The sequence below is a fragment of the Pseudomonas ulcerans genome, assembly GCF_036324125.1.
GTDB classification, from domain to species: domain Bacteria; phylum Pseudomonadota; class Gammaproteobacteria; order Pseudomonadales; family Pseudomonadaceae; genus Aquipseudomonas; species Aquipseudomonas ulcerans.
This window is the reverse complement of record NZ_JAZDQN010000056.1, coordinates 16,831-36,407: the sequence shown is the minus strand read 5'-3', so window position 1 is coordinate 36,407 and position 19,577 is coordinate 16,831. Positions and strand designations below refer to the sequence as shown.

13 protein-coding genes are annotated in these 19,577 nt (G+C 63.9%); 3 read left to right on the top strand and 10 right to left on the bottom strand.

What is annotated here, in order from left to right; genetic code table 11:
• Window positions 1–92: 92 nt before the first annotated feature.
• The 4 genes from V0R59_RS28945 to V0R59_RS28930 form a co-directional block, all read right to left on the bottom strand.
• Window positions 93–860 (bottom strand): SDR family oxidoreductase, encoded by a 768-nt coding sequence (locus V0R59_RS28945; RefSeq protein ID WP_330077934.1) that lies wholly within the window; start codon window positions 858–860, stop codon window positions 93–95.
• A 23-nt stretch (window positions 861–883) separates the two neighbouring features.
• Window positions 884–1,951 carry a phosphotransferase family protein gene (locus tag V0R59_RS28940; RefSeq protein ID WP_330077933.1) on the bottom strand — a complete coding sequence of 356 codons (1,068 nt, stop codon included), beginning with the start codon at window positions 1,949–1,951 and terminating at the stop codon, window positions 884–886.
• A 191-nt stretch (window positions 1,952–2,142) separates the two neighbouring features.
• The gene (locus V0R59_RS28935) at window positions 2,143–2,460 is read right to left on the bottom strand and encodes an SCP2 sterol-binding domain-containing protein (RefSeq protein ID WP_330077932.1); all 318 of its coding nucleotides are present in this window, start codon (window positions 2,458–2,460) and stop codon (window positions 2,143–2,145) included.
• Window positions 2,461–2,514: 54 nt separating this feature from the next.
• Entirely contained in the window at window positions 2,515–3,225 is a 711-nt protein-coding gene (locus V0R59_RS28930) for a histidine phosphatase family protein (RefSeq protein ID WP_330077931.1), read from the bottom strand.
• 198 nt (window positions 3,226–3,423) lie between these two features.
• On the opposite strand from V0R59_RS28930, the gene sohB reads away from it, so the two are divergent.
• Complete coding sequence (gene sohB, locus V0R59_RS28925) at window positions 3,424–4,443, top strand: protease SohB (protein WP_330077930.1); 1,020 nt, start codon at window positions 3,424–3,426, stop codon at window positions 4,441–4,443.
• Window positions 4,444–4,599: 156 nt separating this feature from the next.
• On the opposite strand, the gene V0R59_RS28920 is transcribed toward sohB, so the two are convergent.
• From V0R59_RS28920 to metH, 4 genes are all read right to left on the bottom strand, one after another.
• On the bottom strand, window positions 4,600–5,094 hold the full coding sequence (locus tag V0R59_RS28920; protein ID WP_330077929.1) for a DUF934 domain-containing protein: 495 nt from the start codon (window positions 5,092–5,094) through the stop codon (window positions 4,600–4,602).
• A complete protein-coding gene (locus tag V0R59_RS28915) occupies window positions 5,078–6,736 on the bottom strand; it encodes a nitrite/sulfite reductase (RefSeq protein WP_330077928.1) in 1,659 nt (552 codons plus the stop codon). The genes V0R59_RS28920 and V0R59_RS28915 overlap by 17 nt, the downstream gene beginning before the upstream one ends.
• Window positions 6,737–7,220: 484 nt before the next feature.
• Window positions 7,221–7,436 (bottom strand): DUF2970 domain-containing protein, encoded by a 216-nt coding sequence (locus V0R59_RS28910; RefSeq protein WP_330077927.1) that lies wholly within the window; start codon window positions 7,434–7,436, stop codon window positions 7,221–7,223.
• A gap of 159 nt (window positions 7,437–7,595) precedes the next feature.
• A complete protein-coding gene (gene metH / locus V0R59_RS28905; protein WP_330077926.1) occupies window positions 7,596–11,303 on the bottom strand; it encodes a methionine synthase in 3,708 nt (1,235 codons plus the stop codon).
• A gap of 159 nt (window positions 11,304–11,462) precedes the next feature.
• Between metH and V0R59_RS28900 the strand changes: the two genes are divergently transcribed.
• Together V0R59_RS28900 and nfuA are read left to right on the top strand one after the other, a co-directional pair.
• Window positions 11,463–13,763: a fatty acid cis/trans isomerase gene (locus V0R59_RS28900; protein WP_330077925.1), complete on the top strand. Its 2,301-nt coding sequence runs from the start codon at window positions 11,463–11,465 to the stop codon at window positions 13,761–13,763.
• A 119-nt stretch (window positions 13,764–13,882) separates the two neighbouring features.
• Window positions 13,883–14,467, top strand: a complete 585-nt coding sequence (gene nfuA / locus V0R59_RS28895) for a Fe-S biogenesis protein NfuA (protein ID WP_075804120.1) — start codon at window positions 13,883–13,885, stop codon at window positions 14,465–14,467.
• 57 nt (window positions 14,468–14,524) lie between these two features.
• Here the strand turns inward: nfuA and V0R59_RS28890 are convergent, their stop codons facing one another.
• Together V0R59_RS28890 and V0R59_RS28885 are read right to left on the bottom strand one after the other, a co-directional pair.
• Window positions 14,525–16,990, bottom strand: coding sequence for a TonB-dependent receptor plug domain-containing protein (locus V0R59_RS28890; RefSeq protein ID WP_330077924.1), 2,466 nt, complete (start codon window positions 16,988–16,990; stop codon window positions 14,525–14,527).
• A gap of 60 nt (window positions 16,991–17,050) precedes the next feature.
• Window positions 17,051–19,288: a TonB-dependent receptor gene (locus tag V0R59_RS28885; RefSeq protein WP_330077923.1), complete on the bottom strand. Its 2,238-nt coding sequence runs from the start codon at window positions 19,286–19,288 to the stop codon at window positions 17,051–17,053.
• Window positions 19,289–19,577 lie beyond the last annotated feature (289 nt).

Below are 19,577 nucleotides of genomic sequence, written 5' to 3'. Positions count from 1 at the left end.
GGCCGGGGGAACCCCCCCTTTGCAAATGGGCCCTCCACCCCCCACCCCGGGGGCCCCCCCGCTCCCACAAATACAGAGCATTCAATGGATAATCAGGACAGGAACCCACCATCCACATTCAGCGCCACGCCGGTGGTGTAGCTGGATGCATCACTGGCCAGATACAGCACCGCCCCGGCCATTTCCTTCGGATCGGCCACGCGCTTGAGCGGGATCTGTTGCAGCGCGGTATTCAGGATCGCGTCGTTCTTCACCAGCGCCGAGGCGAACTTGGTGTCGGTCAGGCCCGGGAGCAGGGCGTTGCAGCGGATGCCGAAGGCCGCGCATTCCTTGGCGAAGACCTTGGTCATGTTGATCACCGCGGCCTTGGTCACCGAGTAGATGCCCTGGAACACTCCCGGCGACACGCCATTGATCGAGGCGACGTTGATGATGCTGCCGCCACCGTTGGCGCGCATCAGCTTGCCGGCTTCCACCGACATGAAGAAGTAGCCGCGGATGTTCACGTCCACGGTCTTCTGGAAGGCGCTCAGGTCGGTGTCCAGCACGTTGCAGAACTGCGGGTTGGTGGCGGCGTTGTTGACCAGGATGTCCAGGCGCCCGAACTCCTCGCGGATCCGTTCGAACACGCTTGTGATCTGCTCCATCTCGCCGATATGGCAGGCAATCGCGGTGGCCTTGCCGCCAGCGGCGACGATGGACTCGGCGACTTGCTGGCAGCCGTCCAGCTTGCGGCTGGAGACGATCACGTGGGCACCCTGCTGCGCCAGCAGGTGGGCGATGGCTTCGCCGATGCCGCGGCTGGCCCCGGAAACGAAGGCGATCTTGCCGTCGAGGTCGAACAGTTGGGTCTTGGACATGATGGATTCCTTGTTGTCGTTGTTCAGAGGGCGGACGCGTCGATGACCTTCAGGCTCATGTGCTCCAGCAGCTTGTTCATGTGGATGAACTGGGCGAAGCGCTTGTCCTGGGTCTGGCCGTGGAAGAAGCGGTAGTAGATCTGCTGGACGATCCCGGCCAGGCGGAACAGGCCGTAGGTGTAGTAGAAGTCGAAGTTGGCGATCTCTATCCCGGCACGCTCGGCGTAGTAGTCGACGAACTGGCGGCGGCTGAGCATGCCCGAGGCGTTGGACGGCTGGCGGCGCATCAGTTGCACTGGTGCCGGGTCGTCCGCCTCGATCCAGTAGGCCAGGGTGTTGCCCAGGTCCATCAGCGGATCGCCGATGGTGGTCATCTCCCAGTCGAGGATGCCGATGATGCGCATCGGGTTGTCGGCGTCGAGGATGACGTTGTCGAAGCGGTAGTCGTTGTGGATGATGCCCGGGCGGTGATGGTCCGCGGGCATCTTCTCGCGCAGCCAGGCGATCACCGCTTCCCAGCGCGGTGCGTCAGGGGTCAGGGCCTTGTCGTAGCGGCTGGCCCAACCTTCGATCTGGCGCTGCACGTAGCCTTCGGGCTTGCCCAGGTCGGCCAGGCCGACGGCCGTGTAGTCGACCTGGTGCAGCTCCACCAGGCGGTCGATGAAGCTCTTGCACAGCGCTTCGGTGCGCGCGGCGTCCAGGCCCAGTGCAGGCGGCAGGTCGGAGCGCAGGATGATGCCGTTGACCCGCTCCATCACGTAGAACTCGCCGCCGATCAGCGACTCGTCGGTGCAGTGCACGTAGGCCTTGGGGCAGTACGGGAAGCCGGCGTTGAGCTGGTTGAGGATGCGGAATTCGCGGCCCATGTCATGGGCGGACTTGGCCTTGCTGCCGAACGGCGGGCGGCGCAGCACGAACTCGCGCTCCGGGTAGCTCACCAGGTAGGTCAGGTTCGAGGCACCGCCCGGGAACTGGCTGATCGCGGGGCTGCCGCTCAAGCCTGGAATATGCGCTTTCAGGTACGGATCGATCAGGGCGGGATCGAGCTCCTCGCCGGGGCGGACCTGGGTGGACTGATCGGTGAGCGTCATGCTTTTCCCTTATTTTGGTAGCCATGGAACATTGGCTAATCTAATTCTCGCGCCAGGACCTGCCAAGCGCCGTCATGCCTTATTGGCGCGGGTGTTGCCGGTCGATCAACGCACCTGATGCCACGCATTTGCCAGGCGAAAAAAAACCGAAGCAGGTGACCGGCTTCGGTTTTTCGCCACGGCGGTGTCGCTTACGCCGGGAACAGTTCGCTGAGCTTCATCGACAGCATCATGTCGCCTTCGACGCGCAGCTTGCCGCCCATGAAGGCCTGCATGCCGTCGGTTTCGCCGCTGACGATGCCTTTCAGGGTTTCGCTGTCCAGGACCAGGGTGCAGTTGGCATCGGCGTTTTCGCCTTCCTGGATTTCGCAGGTGCCGTCCTTGACGATCAGGGCGTAGTGCTTGTCTTCATCGGTGATGTTGAAACCGAAGACCAGGTCCAGGCCGGCAGCGGCGCTTGGGTTGAACTTGGCTTTCATCGCTTCGACTGCTTTGGCGACATCGCTCATGGTGTTTTCCTTGTTGAGTGGTTTTCGGTGACGCAGGGTCGTTGTACGCCGGAATCATCGCCAGGTGACGAGTTCCGGCACCCTCAGCAGCCGCACATGGGCTTGGCTGTTGAAGGAGGCCAGGGTCACCTCGCTGCCGCGGAACCTGAGCTGGCTGAGCGAGGTGTTGATGATCTGCCAGTTCAGCTCGAAGGCCTGGCTGGGGCTGACGCCGGTGATGCGGTGGAGCAGGGCGGCGATGGTCCCGCCCGAGGTGAAGATGGCGATGTTGTCGCCGCCGGCAGCCTGCTCCAACACGCGCTGCAGGCCGGCGCCGGTGCGCTGGACGAAGGCCGCCCAGCTTTCCAGGCCGTCGCGGTCGTGCTGGCCGCCGTGCCAGCGCTGCACGATCAGGGCGAACAGGCGCTGGAATTCGGCGCGGTGCTCGCGGGCGTTGCGCAGTATGTTGAGGGCTTCGGGTTCGTCCGGCAGCAGGCCGGGGAGCAGGGCGCGGATCACCGCGTCGGCATCGAATTCGTTGAAGGCGGCGTCGGTGTCCACCGCAGGGACGGCGACCCCGGCATCGTGCATCGCTTGCAGGGCCAGGCGTGCGGTGTCCTGCTGGCGGCGCAGGTCGCCGGCGATGCAGCGGTCGAACTGCACGCCAAGCTGGACCAGGTGCGCGCCGAGGGCTTCGCTCTGGCGCATGCCGATCGGCGAGAGGACGTCATAGTCGTCGCAACCGAAGGAGGCCTGGCCATGTCGTATCAGGTAGATGCTGCCCACGTCGTACGCCTGGGTGAGAAGGATTGGGCGAGGTTAGGTCGCCACCGACCCAGTGTCAACGAAAAAACATACAAGCGTTTGAAAAGGGCGTTTGAACTGTTCTGCCAGACATTTCCTACGCTGGCAGGGGCGGGTTGCCGCCGGTATGCTTCACTATCGTTTTCGCGCCATGAGGGCGCAGGTCAGTAAGGAGTTATCGTGGAGTTTCTTGCAGAGTACGCAAGCTTTCTCGCCAAAACCGCCACCCTGGTGATTGCGTTGCTGGTGGTTCTCTCGGCCATCGCCGGCATGCGCGGCAAGGGCCGGCGCAAGGCCGGCGGGCAGTTGCAGGTCACCCGTCTCAATGAGTTCTACAAGGACCTGCGCGAGCGCCTGGAGTCCGGCTTGCTGGAGAAACACCAGCTCAAGGCCCTGCGCAAGCAGCAGGCGAAGGAGCAGAAGAAACTGAAGAAGGCGCCGGCGGACGACAAGCCGCGGGTCTTCGTGCTGGATTTCGACGGCGATATCAAGGCTTCGGCCACGGAGAGTCTGCGCCATGAGATCACCGCGCTGCTCAGCCTCGCCACTGCCCGTGATGAAGTGGTGCTGCGCCTGGAGAGCGGCGGCGGCATGGTCCACAGCTACGGCCTGGCCGCCTCGCAGCTGGCGCGGATCCGCCAGGCCGGGGTGCCGCTGACTGTGTGCATCGACAAGGTCGCGGCCAGCGGCGGCTACATGATGGCCTGCATCGGCGAGCGCATCGTCAGCGCGCCGTTCGCCATCCTCGGCTCCATCGGCGTGGTGGCCCAATTGCCCAACGTCAATCGCCTGCTGAAGAAGCACGACATCGACTTCGAGGTGCTCACCGCCGGTGAGTACAAACGGACCCTGACCGTGTTCGGCGAGAACACCGAGAAGGGCCGGGAGAAGTTCCAGGAAGACCTGGACGTGACCCACCAGCTGTTCAAGGACTTCGTTTCGCGCTACCGGCCGCAGTTGCATATCGACGACGTGGCGACCGGCGAGGTGTGGCTGGGTGTGGCGGCGCTGAACAAGCAACTGGTGGACGAACTGAAGACCAGTGACGAGTACCTCAGCGAGCGGGCGCGGGAGTCGAACCTGTATCACCTGCATTTTGCCGAGCGCAAGAGCCTGCAGGAGCGGGTGGGGCTGGCGGCCAGCGGAGCGGTGGAGAATACCGTGCTGGGGATCTGGAGTCGGATCAGCCGCTGGAAATAGAGCTCTCGATAGCGCCGCAGATCCCTGTGGGAGCGGGTTTACCCGCGATGGCGTCAGTGGGTTCACTACCGTAATCGCGGGTGAACCCGCTCCCACAGGGGGCGCGTACGAAAAAGCCCCGTCAGGTTGACGGGGCTTTTTCATTTCAGCTGTCGATCAGCGCCGGCGGAACAGCGGCAGCGGCTCGTCAGTGGCGGCCTGGTAGGTCACCGAGAAGTCCTTCAGGCTTTCCAGCGCTTCTTCCGGGCTTTTGTCGGCACGGATGGCGAACGCATCGAAGCCGCAGCGCGCCATGTAGAACAGCTGGTCGCGCAGCACGTCGCCAATGGCCCGCAGCTCGCCGGTGAACTTGTAGCGATCACGCAGCAGGCGCGCATTGGAGTAGTTGCGCCCGTCGGTGAAGGCCGGGAAGTTCAGGGCGATGACCTGGAAGTGGGCGACGTCCTCGCCGATTTCTTCGGCTTCTTCGTCGCTGTCCAGCCATACGCCCAGGCCGCCATCACGGGCTTTCAGGGCATGGCCATGTTCGCGCCAGAGTTGCAGCGGCACGATGTAGTCGTCGCAGTTGGTCAGCTCGTCGAGGGTGACTTCCTTGGGCAGCAGGTGCCAGGTTTCGTCGACGATCTGGTTGTTCTTAATGATTCGCTGCATAGACGCGCTCCTTGAAGGGATCGATGCCGATACGCTGGTAGGTGTCGATGAAGCGCTCGTCTTCGGTCCGTTTTTCAACGTAGACGGCGATCAGCTTCTCGATCACGTCCGGCATGGCGTCCTGGGCGAAGGACGGGCCGAGGATCTTGCCGAGGCTGGCGTCGCGGCTGGCGCTGCCACCCAGGGAGACCTGGTAGAACTCCTCGCCTTTCTTGTCCACGCCGAGGATGCCGATGTGGCCGACGTGGTGGTGACCGCAGGCGTTCATGCAGCCCGAGATGTTCAGGTCCAGTTCGCCGATGTCGAACAGGTAGTCCAGGTCGTCGAAGCGGCGCTGGATGGATTCGGCGATCGGGATCGACTTGGCGTTGGCCAGGGAGCAGAAATCACCGCCAGGGCAGCAGATGATGTCGGTCAGCAGGCCGATGTTCGGGGTGGCGAAGCCGTGTTCGCGCAGTTCCAGCCAGAGGGCGTGCAGTTGCGACTGCTCGACGTCGGCGAGGATGATGTTCTGCTCGTGGGAGGTGCGCAGCTGGCCGAAGCTGTAGCGCTCGGCGAGGTCGGCGACCTTGTCCAGTTGCTTGTCGGTCAGGTCGCCCGGGGCGACGCCGGTGGGCTTGAGCGACAGGGTCACGGCCACGTAGCCCGGCTTCTTGTGCGCCAGGGTGTTGCGCACACGCCAGCGGGCGAAGCCCGGGTGCTGCTGGTCGAGGTCCGCCAGTTGTGCGTCGAGGTTGTCCAGGGCCTTGTAGTCCGGGTCGACGAAGTGCTTGGCGACGCGCTGCACTTCGGCTTCGGTCAGGGTCGTGCTGCCGCCGCGCAGGTGGACCATCTCGGCCTCGACCTTCTCGGCGAAGACTTCAGGCGTGAGGGCCTTGACCAGGATCTTGATCCGCGCCTTGTACTTGTTGTCACGGCGACCGTAACGGTTGTACACGCGCAGGATGGCGTCGAGGTAGCTGAGCAGGTCCTGCCACGGCAGGAACTCGTTGATGAAGGCACCGACCACCGGGGTACGGCCCAGGCCGCCACCCACCAGGACACGGAAGCCCAGCTCGCCGGCCTCGTTGTGCACCGGCTCCAGGCCGATATCGTGCACCTCGATGGCCGCACGGTCGCTCTTCGAGCCGTTGATGGCGATCTTGAACTTGCGCGGCAGGTAGGCGAATTCCGGGTGGAAGGTGGTCCACTGGCGGACGATCTCGCACCACGGGCGCGGGTCGATCAGCTCATCGGCGGCGACGCCGGCGAACTGGTCGGTGGTGACGTTGCGCAGGCAGTTGCCGCTGGTCTGGATCGCGTGCATCTGCACGGTGGCCAGCTCGGCAAGGATTTCCGGGATGTCTTCCAGGGCCGGCCAGTTGTACTGGACGTTCTGCCGGGTACTGATGTGCGCGTAGCCCTTGTCGTAGTCGCGAGCGATCTTCGCCAGCATGCGGGTCTGGCGCGCGGTCAGCTGGCCATAGGGCACGGCGACTCGCAGCATCGGGGCAAAACGTTGGATATAGAGGCCATTCTGCAGTCGCAGAGGGCGGAATTCTTCTTCGCTCAGCTCTCCGGCCAGATAGCGGCGGGTCTGATCCCGGAACTGCTTGACGCGGTCCTCGATGATCCGCTGATCGTACTCGTCGTATACGTACATAGGGGTCCTGTTCTCAAGCTGCTTGCAGCTAATCGCGCGCACGGCCGCGCACTCCGGATGCGGAGCCGGGGAAAGATAGCAGTTTGTATTTATGTGAAAAAGTGATGTTTTTGCATATGAAAAGATCGTTTTGGACTAAGTGAGACTGGCTAGCGTTTGTAGGACGACTCGCCGTCCGCCGAGCGGTAAATATCCCTGCTTGAGCAATGGGCATTGCTGGACTTAACTGCTGGAGGTGTGCATTCCCATAACCACTACAACAAGAGGCGATGCAATGGGAAACCCGACCAAAACCGGCAAGACGGACAGCAGTGTGGACGCTTGGGCAATTCTCTGCCTGATCGTGCTCGTGGTCGTGACCGCCGTGTACTGGGTCAGTCACCAGTGATGGATCACCCAGACTGAGCAGCAGCAAAACCGTGACCTGAACCGAAACCGCCCGCGGCATGGACCCCGCGGGCGGTTTTCGTTTGCGGGCGTGGACTCAGCGGGCGGTGAGGTGCAGGGCGAGCTGGACCAGGCCGTAGAGCACGAGGATGAACACCAGGGTGAAGGCGGTGCCCATGGCGATGAAGTGCGAGGGCTTGCCGTGGGTGAAGTCGCGGGCGCGGTTCTTGCCCGACTGCACGCCGAAGGCGGCGGCCAGGATGCTGTGCAGGAGTTGCCAGAAGGTCGGGGGCTTGCCTTGAGGTTCTTCCATGGCGGGACTCTCCGGGGGCGGTGTGCCGGAGAGTTTAGCCTCTGGGCGTGAGGTTGCCCGTTCCGGCCCTATCGTGGGTGAACCCGCTCCTACAAGGACTATGCAGATCCTGTAGGAGCGGGTTCACCCGCGATGAGGCCATCAGCAGCTATGGAGAGATCAGTTCTCGTACCCAAGGTTCGGCGCCAGCCAGCGCTCGCTCACCGCGATATCCTGGCCCTTGCGTGCGCTGTAGCTCTCGATCTGGTCCTTCTCCACCTTGCCCACCGCGAAGTACTGCGCTTGCGGATGGGCGAAGTACCAGCCGCTGACCGCCGCCGCCGGGAACATGGCGAAGTGTTCGGTGAGGAATACGCCGCTCGGCCCGGTCTCGCCGATCTCGGTACCGTCCAGCAGGCGGAACAGGGTTTCCTTCTCGGTGTGATCCGGGCATGCCGGGTAGCCCGGGGCAGGGCGGATGCCCGAGTACTGCTCCTTGATCAGCGCCTCGTTGTCCAGGTGCTCGTCCTTCGCGTAGCCCCAGTGCTCCTTGCGCACCTGCTCGTGCAGCCACTCGGCGCAGGCTTCGGCCAGGCGGTCGGCGAGGGCCTTGACCATGATCGAGCTGTAGTCGTCGCCCTTTTCCTGATAGGCCTTGGCCACTTCCTCGGCGCCGATGCCGGCGGTGGTGATGAAGCCGCCAACGTAGTCGGTGATGCCGCTGTCCTTCGGCGCGACGAAGTCGGCCAGGGAGAAGTTGGGCTTGTTGTCCGGCTTGATGGTCTGCTGGCGCAGGTGGTGCAGGCGCGCCAGCGGCTGGCCGTCGGCACCGTAGACCTCGATATCGTCGTCCGCCACCTGGTTGGCCGGCCAGAAGCCGAACACCGCGCGGGCGCTGATGAGTTTTTCGTCGATCAGCTTGGCCAGCATCTGCTGCGCATCGGCATACAGCGCGGTCGCCGCTTCACCCACCACTTCGTCGGTGAGGATGCGCGGGAACTTGCCGGCCAGGTCCCAGGAGATGAAGAACGGAGTCCAGTCGATGTACTCGGCCAGCACCTTGAGGTCGATATTCTCCAGCACTTTCACGCCGGTGAACGACGGTACCACTGCCTGGTAGCCGGCCCAGTCGTATTGCGGCTTGGCGGCAATGGCCCGGGCATAGCTCAGGCGCTCGGTGCGGGCGCTGCGGTTGGCGGTGCGCTCGCGCACCTCGACGTACTCGGCGCGGGTCTTCTCGACGAAGCCCGGCTTGAGCTCCTTGGACAGCAATTGCGTGGCCACGCCTACGGCCCGCGAGGCGTCGGTGACGTAGACCACCGCATCGTTGCTGTAGCGCGGCTCGATCTTCACCGCCGTGTGGGCCTTGGAGGTGGTGGCGCCGCCGATCATCAGCGGCAGGTGGAAGTCCTGGCGCTGCATTTCCCGGGCGACGTGGACCATCTCGTCCAGCGACGGAGTGATCAGTCCGGACAGGCCGATGATGTCGCATTTCTCTTCGCGGGCGACCTGGAGGATCTTCTCCGCCGGCACCATCACGCCGAGGTCGACGATGTCGTAGCCGTTACAGCCCAGGACCACGCCGACGATGTTCTTGCCGATGTCGTGCACGTCACCTTTCACCGTGGCCATGAGGATCTTGCCCTTGGCTTCCGGCTTGTCGCCTTTCTCGGCTTCGATGAACGGAATCAGGTGCGCGACGGCCTGTTTCATCACACGGGCGGACTTGACCACCTGCGGCAGGAACATCTTGCCCGCACCGAACAGGTCACCGACCACGTTCATCCCGTTCATCAGCGGGCCTTCGATCACCTCGATCGGTCGCGCGCACTGCTGCCGGCATTCTTCGGTGTCTTCGACGATAAAGGCAGTGATGCCCTTGACCAGCGCGTGCTCCAGGCGTTTTTCCACCGGCAGGGAACGCCATTCCTCGGTTTCCACTTCCTTGGCCGCGCCGCCGCCACGGTAGTCGTCGGCGATCGCCAGCAGGGCGTCGGTGCCTTCCGGGGTGCGGTTGAGCACCACGTCCTCGACCTTCTCCCGCAGCGCGGCGGGGATCTCGTCGTAGATCTCCAGCTGGCCGGCGTTGACGATACCCATGGTCAGGCCGTTCTGGATGGCGTGATAGAGGAAGACCGAGTGGATCGCCTCGCGCACCGGGTTGTTGCCACGGAACGAGAACGACACGTTGGACACGCCGCCCGACGACAGGGCGTAGGGCAGGTGGTCGCGGATGTAGGCGCAGGCTTCGATGAAGTCCACGGCGTAGTTGTTGTGTTCCTCGATGCCGGTGGCCACGGCGAAGATGTTCGGGTCGAAGATGATGTCTTCCGGCGGGAAGCCCACTTCGTTGACCAGGATGTCGTAGCTGCGCTGGCAGATTTCCTTCTTGCGCGCGGCGGTGTCGGCCTGGCCGACCTCGTCGAAGGCCATCACCACCACGGCGGCGCCGTAGCGCTTGCACAGCTTGGCGTGATGCTTGAAGGCCTCGACGCCTTCCTTCATCGAGATCGAGTTGACGATGCCCTTGCCCTGGATGCACTTCAGGCCAGCCTCGATCACTTCCCACTTGGAGGAGTCGATCATGATCGGCACCCGGGAAATGTCCGGTTCACCAGCGATGAGGTTGAGGAAACGCACCATGGCCGCCTGGGAATCGAGCATCCCTTCGTCCATGTTGATGTCGATCACCTGGGCGCCGGCCTCGACCTGCTGCAGGGCGACTTCCAGGGCCTCGGTGTAGTTTTCCTCGCGGATCAGCCGGGCGAACTTGGCTGAACCTGTGATGTTGGTGCGCTCGCCGACGTTGACGAACAGCGAGTCGCGGTCGATGGTGAACGGCTCCAGGCCCGACAGGCGACAGGCCGGTGCGATGTCCGGAATGGCCCGTGGCTTGTACTTGGCTACCGCTTCGGCGATCGCCTGGATATGCCCCGGGGTGGTACCGCAGCAACCGCCGATGATGTTGAGGAAGCCGCTGGCGGCGAACTCCTCGACCACCACGGCCATTTCCGCCGGGGTCTCGTCGTACTCGCCGAAGGCGTTGGGCAGGCCGGCGTTGGGGTGCGCGGAGACGTGGGTGCCGGCCTTGTTCGACAGTTCTTCCAGGTACGGGCGCAGGTCCTTGGCGCCGAGAGCGCAGTTCAGGCCCACGGAAATCGGCTTGGCGTGGCGCACCGAGTTCCAGAACGCCTCGGTGGTCTGGCCCGACAGGGTGCGGCCGGAGGCGTCGGTGATGGTGCCCGAGATCATGATCGGCAACTCGACGCCGTCGTCCTCGAACACCTGCTGCACGGCGAAGATCGCCGCCTTGGCGTTGAGGGTGTCGAAGATGGTCTCGATCAGGATCAGGTCGGCGCCGCCCTCGATCAGGCCGCGGGTGGCCTCGATGTAGTTCTCTACCAGTTCGTCGAAGGTCACGTTGCGGTAGCCGGGGTCGTTGACGTCCGGGGAGATCGAGCAGGTGCGGCTGGTCGGGCCGAGCACGCCGGCGACGAAACGCGGACGGTCGGGGGTTTCCAGGGTCTTGGCGTCGGCTACCTGGCGGGCGATGCGCGCGCCCTCGACGTTGAGCTCGTACACCAGCTCTTCCATGTCGTAGTCGGCCTGGGAGATGCGGGTGGCGTTGAAGGTGTTGGTTTCGAGGATGTCGGCGCCGGCGTCCAGGTAGGCCTTCTCGATCGCGGCGATCACGTCCGGCCGGCTCAGCAGGAGCAGGTCGTTGTTGCCCTTGACGTCGCTTGGCCAGTCGGCGAAGCGCGTGCCACGATAGTCGCCTTCCTCCAGACGGTAGCTTTGGATCATAGTACCCATGCCGCCATCTAGAATCAGGATGCGCTCTTTGAGTGCTTGCTGAAGTGCTTGGAAACGAGCGCTGCGGTCAGACATTGGAACTACCTGGGTCAGACAAAGACGAAAGTGGCGGGATGATAACAAAGCTGCGCGCTTTTTAGACGCGCCGCACATTTACATGAATTTCATTCATGTTGGCACCGCGGCCCACCAGTAGAATCGTGAAAAGCCTTTTGGAACCAGGACATACGGCACATGGTGCATCGCTTGATTGCCGGCGCCTTCGCTCTGCTCATCAGTAGTGCGGCGCTAGGGCAAGCCCCTCAGAACACCCCGACGATTTCCTACACCCGGGACATCCAGCCGATCTTCACCGAGAAGTGCGTGGCCTGCCACGCCTGCAACGACGCGGCCTGCCAGCTCAACCTGGGCAGCGCCGAGGGCGCGAGCCGCGGTGCCTCGAAGGTGCCGGTTTACCAGGGCGACCGCAGCCAGGCGGTGACGCCGACCCGGCTGTTCTACGACGCCAGCGGCCCGGCGGCCTGGCAGAAGCTCGGCTTCAGTTCGGTACTCGACGGCCGTGGCAGCCAGGCTGCGCTGATGGCGCGCATGCTGGAACTGGGGCATGCCAAGCCCTTGGTGCCCAACGCGAAGATTCCCGACAACATCGTCCTCGGCCTCAACCGCGACAACATGTGCCCGCTGCCCGGCGAGTTCGATGCCTATGCCAAGGCTCATCCGCAGGAAGGCATGCCGCTGGCGGTCACCGGCCTGACCGATGCCCAGTACCAGACCTTGCAACGCTGGCTGGCCCAGGGCGCGCCGGTGGAGCAGGATCCGGTGCGCCCGAGCGCGGCCGAAGCGGCGCAGATCGCCGACTGGGAGGCGCTGCTCAACCGTCCGGGTTCCACCGAGGCGCTGGTGGGGCGCTGGCTGTACGAGCACCTGTTCCTTGCCCACATCCATTTCGTCGGCGGCGAGCCGGGGCATTTCTTCCAGTGGGTGCGCTCGCGCACGCCCAGTGGCCAGCCCATCGACGTGATCGCCACGCGGCGCCCCAACGACCCGCCGGGCACCGACTTCTATTACCGCCTGATGCCGGTGCAGGGCGTGATCGTGCACAAGACCCACATCACCTACCCGATGGGCCCGCAGAAGCTCAAGCGGGTCAAGCAACTGTTCTACAGCGGCGACTGGCATGCGCAGACCCTGCCGGGCTACGGCCCGCGGCACAGGGCCAACCCGTTCGAAACCTTCGAGGCGATCCCGGCGGTGGCGCGCTACCAGTTCATGCTGGATAACGCCGAGTATTTCGTCCGTACCTTCATTCGCGGCCCGGTATGCCGCGGCCAGATCGCCACCGACGTGATCCGCGACAACTTCTGGGCGCTGTTCCAGGAGCCGGCCCACGACCGCTATGTCACGGATGCCGTCTACCGCGCCGAAGCCACGCCTTTGCTGGCGATGCCCGGACAGATCGACGACGTTGGCAGCATCCTCAGCCTCTGGCACGCCTATCGCGACAAGCGCAACGAGTACGAGAGCCTGCGTCGCGATACCTATGCCGACCTGCCGCCGCCGAGCTGGTCGACCCTGTGGGCCGGCAACGACAACGCGCTGCTGACCATCTTCCGCCACTTCGACAGCGCCTCGGTGACCAAGGGTCTGATCGGCGACGTGCCGCTGACCATGTGGTTGTTCGACTACCCGTTGTTCGAGCGCACCTACTATCAGCTGGCGGTCAACTTCGACGTGTACGGCAACGTCTCGCACCAGGCGCAGACGCGGCTGTACTTCGACCTGATCCGCAACGGCGCCGAGGTCAACTTCCTGCGCCTGATGCCGGCCAGCAAGCGTGGCGCGGTACTGAGCAACTGGTACCAGAACAGCGGCAAGGTGAAGATGTGGATGGACTACGAGGAGATCGACACCAGCACGCCGAGCGCGCTGAAGCTCGACCTGCACCATCCGGTGCGTGACTTCGGCCTCAAGCTGATCGAGCGCAGCGGCAGCCTTAACGCGGCGCCGGACCCGATCAACCGCTGTACCGGGGCCTATTGCTCGCGACCGCAGATGAGCGAGGAGTTCCGCGATGTGGAGCAGTCACTGAGTCGCCTGGCGTCGCGGCCGGCGGCGGGGTTGAAGGTGATCAACCAGTTGCCCGAGGCGACCATGCTGCGCATCGAGGGGCAGGGCGGCAAGCGCCAGGTCTACAGCCTGCTGCGCAACCGGGCGCACAGCAACGTGGCCTTCATGCTCGGCGAGGCGTACCGCTACCAGCCGGGGTTGGATACCTTGACCCTGGTGCCCGGCGTGCTGAGCAGCTATCCGAACTTCATGTTCAACGTGCCGGCCAGCGATGTACCGGAATTCGTCGAGGACCTGGAAGCGGCGCGGGACGACAAGGACCGCTTCGAGCGCATCATCATGCGCTGGGGCGTGCGGCGCAGTCATCCGCAGTTCTGGCAGTACTTCCATGACCTGAACCGCTATATCCAGGAGACCGATCCGGTGGAGGCGGGGGTGCTGGACATGAATCGCTACGAGAACCTCTGAAGCCACAAGCGGCAAGCTTCAAGCTCAAAACTTGAAGCTTGATTGCCCGACACAATTGGTAGGACTTTGTTCGGCAGCGCGCATGGCGTAAACTGCCGACAAGTCTGTGAGGAGATTCCATGAGCGCCATAACCATTACCGACGCCGCGCACGATTACCTGGCCGATCTGCTGTCCAAGCAGAACACCCCAGGAATCGGTATTCGTGTCTTCATCACCCAACCCGGCACCCAATATGCCGAAACCTGCATTGCCTACTGCAAGCCAGGTGAAGAAAAGCCGGAAGATACCGCGCTGGGCCTGAAGAGCTTTACCGCCTACATCGATGCCGTGAGCGAACCCTTCCTCGACGACGCCGTCGTCGACTATGCCACCGACCGCATGGGCGGCCAGCTGACCATCAAGGCGCCGAACGCCAAGGTACCGATGGTCAACGACGACAGCCCGATCAACGAGCGGATCAACTACTACCTGCAAACCGAGATCAATCCGGGGCTGGCCAGCCACGGCGGCCAGGTCAGCCTGATCGACGTGGTCGAGGACGGCATCGCCGTGCTGCAGTTCGGCGGCGGCTGCCAGGGCTGCGGCCAGGCCGACGTGACCCTGAAGGACGGCATCGAGCGGACCTTGCTCGAACGCATTCCGGAACTGAAGGGCGTGCGTGACGTGACCGACCACACGCAGAAAGAAAACGCCTACTACTGAGGCAGGTGATGAAAAAGCGGAGCCCGATGGCTCCGCTTTTCATTTCAAAGGTCTGAGTCAGAAGTCATAACTGACACTGGTGTAATAGAACGCCCCCTGTGCCCCCTCCGGCGAAGTGATCGAATACTTCGGCACACCATACAGTTGAGCGCCTTTCAACTTGTCCGGATGGCTGTCGAACAGGTTGATCGCCCCCACCGACACTTTCAGCCCCAGGTCGAAGCGATAGCTCAGGTCCAGGTCCGTCACCCATTGCGGGCTGAACGTCTGGTCCAGTGCCGGGTTGCTGGCGTTGAGGCTCTTCCATTCGCCGTAGCGGCGCTGCGTGACGGTCAGCCCCCAGTTCTCGTACAGCCAGTTGGCGCTCAGGGTCAGCTTGTTCTCCGGGCTGCCGTGTTCGATCAGGCCCTGGGTTGCCCGGCCGACGATCTGTTCACCACTGATCCCGCCGACATCCCGCAGGTCGGTGATCCGCGTGCGGGTCTTGGCGAAGCCGGCATTCAGGTCCAGCCGGCCATAGGCCGCCAGGTCCAGCTGGTACTGCCCGCTCAGCTCGATACCGTCAGTGCGGGTATCGGCGATATTGGTGTAGAACGCCGCGCTCTGGATGTTGGCGTAGGGCGTTCCGGCAAAGATCGGCCCGACCACGCTGGAGGGCAACTGGTCGGAGAGGGTGATGCGGTTGTCGATATCGATGCGGTAGGCATCGACGCTCAGCGAGGCATTGCTCAACGGCCGCCAGACCAGGCCCAGGGAATAGTTGGTGGACTCCTCGGGCTTCAGCGCCCGACCGCCCAGTAGCGCGGCTTCCGGGCTGTCGGCGCGCAAGGTGCGTTGCTGCACCTCCACCCAGTTGCCGCTGCCGCTCGGTTGCTCCACCACCTGCACGCTGAACGACGACAGCCCGCTCTGCACCAGCGAAGGCGCGCGGTAGCCACTGCTGATGCTGCCGCGTGCGGCAATCTCTGGCGTGAAGTCATAGCGCAGCGACAGCTTGCCGTTGGTGGTGTCGCCGAAGTCCGAATAGTGCTCGGAACGCACCGCCAGGCCAGCCTGGAACTTGTCGGTGATCTGTCCTTCGAGATCCAGGTAGGCGCCGAACACCTTGCGCTCCAGCGAGGCGGCGTCGACGTTGGTAATCCCCGAGTAGTAGCCCGGCAGACGCCGCCCGGTTACCGGGTCGAGGGTGTTGAACAGCGCGCCGTTCTGCCAGCCCGCCGCCTCGCCGGCGCTCAGGGTGTAGTTTTCCTTGCGCCAGGCAAGGCCAGCGGAAACCGTCAGCGGCTTGGCCAGCAGGTCGGTGGGGAAGTCACGGACCCAGTCGAGGGTCAGGTTGGTCTGCTCGTTCTCGCGCTCGCCGGTATAGATGTTGTATGGGCTGCTGCTGCCCCAACTGGGGTTGATCGCATCGCGATCGGTGGATTTCAGCGTGTCGTTGCCGTAGTTGGCGGCCAGGTCGAACTTGCCCAGGTGTTCATCTTCGTAGCGCAGGCCGCCGGTCACGGCATGGTCCTCCAGCGCGTAGCGGGTGATCGGCAGGCGCCCGTCCGGGTAGCGGGACAGGGCCACGCTGCCGTAGTTGTTGCGCAGGGCGGTGGGCGGGTCGAAGAAGCCTTCGGCATCGGTGTTCTTGTGCCCGTAGGTGGCGAAGCCGTAGGCGGTAAGGCCGTCGCCGAGGCCGATTTCGCTGTTGGCGACGAAATTGTATTGATCGCTGACCCCGCCCGAGCCCCAGTTCCAGGTGCGGTAGCGGTTGTTCTGCTCGCGCGGGGTATTGATGCTGGTACTGCCGGGATAAAAGATGCGGTTGTCCGGGCGGGTGTCGCTGGCCGGGTCCTGGCTGCCGGCATCGAACGACAGGGTCAGGAACCCGTCGTTGGGCAGGGCAAAGCCTTTCCAGCCGCTGAGCTTGCGCTGCAGGCCGTCGCCCTTGTCGTAACCGCCGAAGCGGTAGCCGATATTGCCGCCGTCATCGTTTTCCTTGAGCACGATATTGATCACCCCGGCAATGGCGTCCGAGCCATATTGCGCGGCGGCGCCGTCCCGCAGGATCTCCACCCGTTGCACCGCGCTCAGCGGGATCAGGCTGAGGTCCACCGCCGCCGCGCCGCGGCCGTTGGCCAGGCTCTGGCGGGTGACGTTGGCGCTGCTGTGGCGGCGCTTGCCGTTGACCAGCACCAGCACCTGGTCCGAGGCCAGGCCGCGCAGCGAGGCGCCCTGGGCGATGGAGCCGGCGAAGGCGCCCTGGGGCGACTGCGGGAAGCTGAAGGACGGCGAAAGGGCGGTCAGCGCCCCGGACAGATCCTTGGCGCCGGTTTCTTCAAGGCGCTCGGCACTCAGGACATCCACCGGTGCCGCGCTCTCCAGCGCGGTCACGTCACTGCGGCGGGTACCGACCACCACCACGGTATCGAGTTTGTCGCTTTTCGCGCCGCTGGCGGATTCATCGGCCTGAACGACGGGCACGGCAAGGCTGCCGATGACCAGCGCGATGGCGCCGGCCAAGGGATCGAGACGGAACATGCAAGGCTACTCCTGTAACGCGGAAAGGGTGCCGGCAACCGGGTTGCCGGCGAAGCGGGGTCAGAACCGGCTGGTGACGCTCAGGCCCACGGTGCGCGGGTCGCCGTAGGTGATCACGTACTGCCCGGCGGTGCCGTTGGGACGGCCGTGGACCTGATAGCGGCGGTCGGTGAGGTTGTTGACGAAGCCGGTGACGCTGAGCTTCTCGTCGGCGCTGAACCAGGTCAGGCGGCTGTTGGCCAGGGTGTAGTGGGGCTGGTTGAGCGGCGCGTCGGCGCTGCTCTGGCGGTCGGCGAGGAAGTATTCCTTGTCGCGGAAACTGACATCGCCACCGGCCACCAGCCTGCCCGGGATGTCCAGCGGCAGGGTGTAGTCGGCGCCGAGGGACACCACGTAGCGCGGCGAGCGCACGAAGCTGTTGCCGCTGTAGTCGGCGGTGACCGCGCCGGTGTTGGGGTTGGTGTTCTTGAAGTCGGTGTATTCGGTATCGAGGAACGACAGCGCGCCGCGCAAGTGCAGGCGGTCGGTAGGCTGGGCCTCGATCTCCAGTTCGGCGCCCTTGACCTTGCCCTTGGCGCCGTTGGTCAAGGCGGTGGTGAGGATGCCGCTGTTCACCGTCAGCAGGTTCACCTGGATGTCCTGGTAGTCGTAGTAGAAGACGTTGGCGTTGACCGTCAGGCGATGGTCGAACCACTCCGACTTCAGGCCCAGTTCATAGGCATCCAGTTCTTCCGGATCGACCGTGGTCAACTGCGCCAGGCTGGTGGACAGGCCGGTGTTGAAGCCGCCGGAGCGGAAACCGTGGGCGTAGCGGAAGAACACGCGCAGGTTGTCGTTGATCCGGTATTCCGGAGTCAGGTCGTAGGTCCAGGCGTCCCAGCGTTTCTCTTCTTCGCGGTTGCCGTTGCTGCCGGCGGCGGTCAGCGGGATCAGCGGGCCGTTGGCGGTGGCCCGGGTCAGCTGGGTCAGGTCGAGGTCGATGTCTTTCTTCTCGGTGGTCCAGCGCAGGCCGCCGGTAACCGTCAGGTTGTCGGTGAAGTCGTAGGCCAGGTTGCCGAACAGCGCATAGCTGTCGGTGCGGTGGGTGTAGTCGAGGTTGCGGTAATCGACGTTGCCGCCGGTCTGGTTGGAGCCGGTGCCATTCGGCGTCGGTCCCGGAGTGACCGTGCGTACCGTGCTGTTGTCCAGGGTCTCGTGGAAGTAGTGGGTGCCGAGCATCCAGCGCAGGGTTTCCTGCTGCGACGAGGCCAGGCGGAACTCCTGGGAGTACTGGTCGTAGGTGGCGTCGCTGTCGCTGGCGCCGTTGACTTCGTACGGGGTGTAGTCGGCGTCGGTCAGCGACTGGTTGCGGATATGGTCGTAGGCGGTGATCGAGGTCAGGGTGTAGTCGCCGAGGTTCCAGTTCAGGGTCAGCGAGGTGCCGCTGTGGTCGAGCTTGTAGTCCTCGTTGGTGTTCAGCTCGATCCTGCGTCCGTCCGGACGCTGGTAGCCGACGTTGTAATAGCGGCCCAGGGGCAGCGAGCCGCTGCTGCCGTCGCCCTTGAACTCGCGGCCATGGATCTTCAGCAAGGCTTCCAGGTCTTCGTTGACCTTGGCCAGGAACTGCACGCGCACGGCCTTCTTGTTGACGTCGCCGTAGGTCTGGTCGTTGGTCAGGTTGTGAGTGAAGCCGTCGCGTTCTTCGGAGTACAGCGACACCCGGCCGGCCAGGCGATCGTCCACCAGCGCACCGCCGATGGCGCCGTTGAGGATGCGTTCGTTCTTGCTGCCGAAGCCGATGGTGCCGTAGCCGTCGGTGTCGAAGGTCGGTTTCTTCGAAATGATGTTTACCGCGCCGGCGGTGGTGTTCTTGCCGTACAGGGTGCCTTGCGGGCCGCGCAGGACCTCGATGCGCTCCAGGTCGAACAGCGGGCCGCCGCCGGCCACCGGTGCGTTGAGGTACACGTCGTCCGCGTAGATGCCCACCGGGTAGACCGTGGCCGCGCCGGTATCGCCGGTGCCCAGGCCGCGGATATACCAGCGTGGGCGGCCGTCGCCGTCGGGGTTCTTGGCCGAGGCGTTGGGAATGAAGGTGGTGATGTCGCCCATGGCGCGCACGCCGTCGGCGGTGATGTTGGTGCCTTGCACGGCAGAGACGGCTACAGGGACTTCCTGCAGGGTTTCCTCGCGGTGCTGGGCGGTGACCGTGACGGTCTTCAGGGCCGGTGTGGCGCTGGTGTCGTCGTCGGCGTGGGTGAACTGGCTGGCCAGCAACAGGCTGATGCCGATGCCTTTGGCGATTGGATTGAGTTGGAACATGCTGCTTCTCCCCGAGCGTTGCAGATACGGGGGGAGAGCAGGGTTTGTGCCATGTTTTCAAGCTGTTGATTTGTATAGATAAATCACGGTTTCGTGTGACTCGCTGCTAGGTAGGCAGCAGGGTGCTGGTGAATGCCTGTTGCTACAGCAGCAGCCCCTGGATGTTGGTGCTGGAATTCAACAGGCAAAGCCAACTTGAATTGGATTTTGAATAACCATTTGAGTCGGAATTTTCGCAAAGTTAAATGGAAACTTCCTCGCGTTATTTTGCGTCTCGCAATCAATCAGT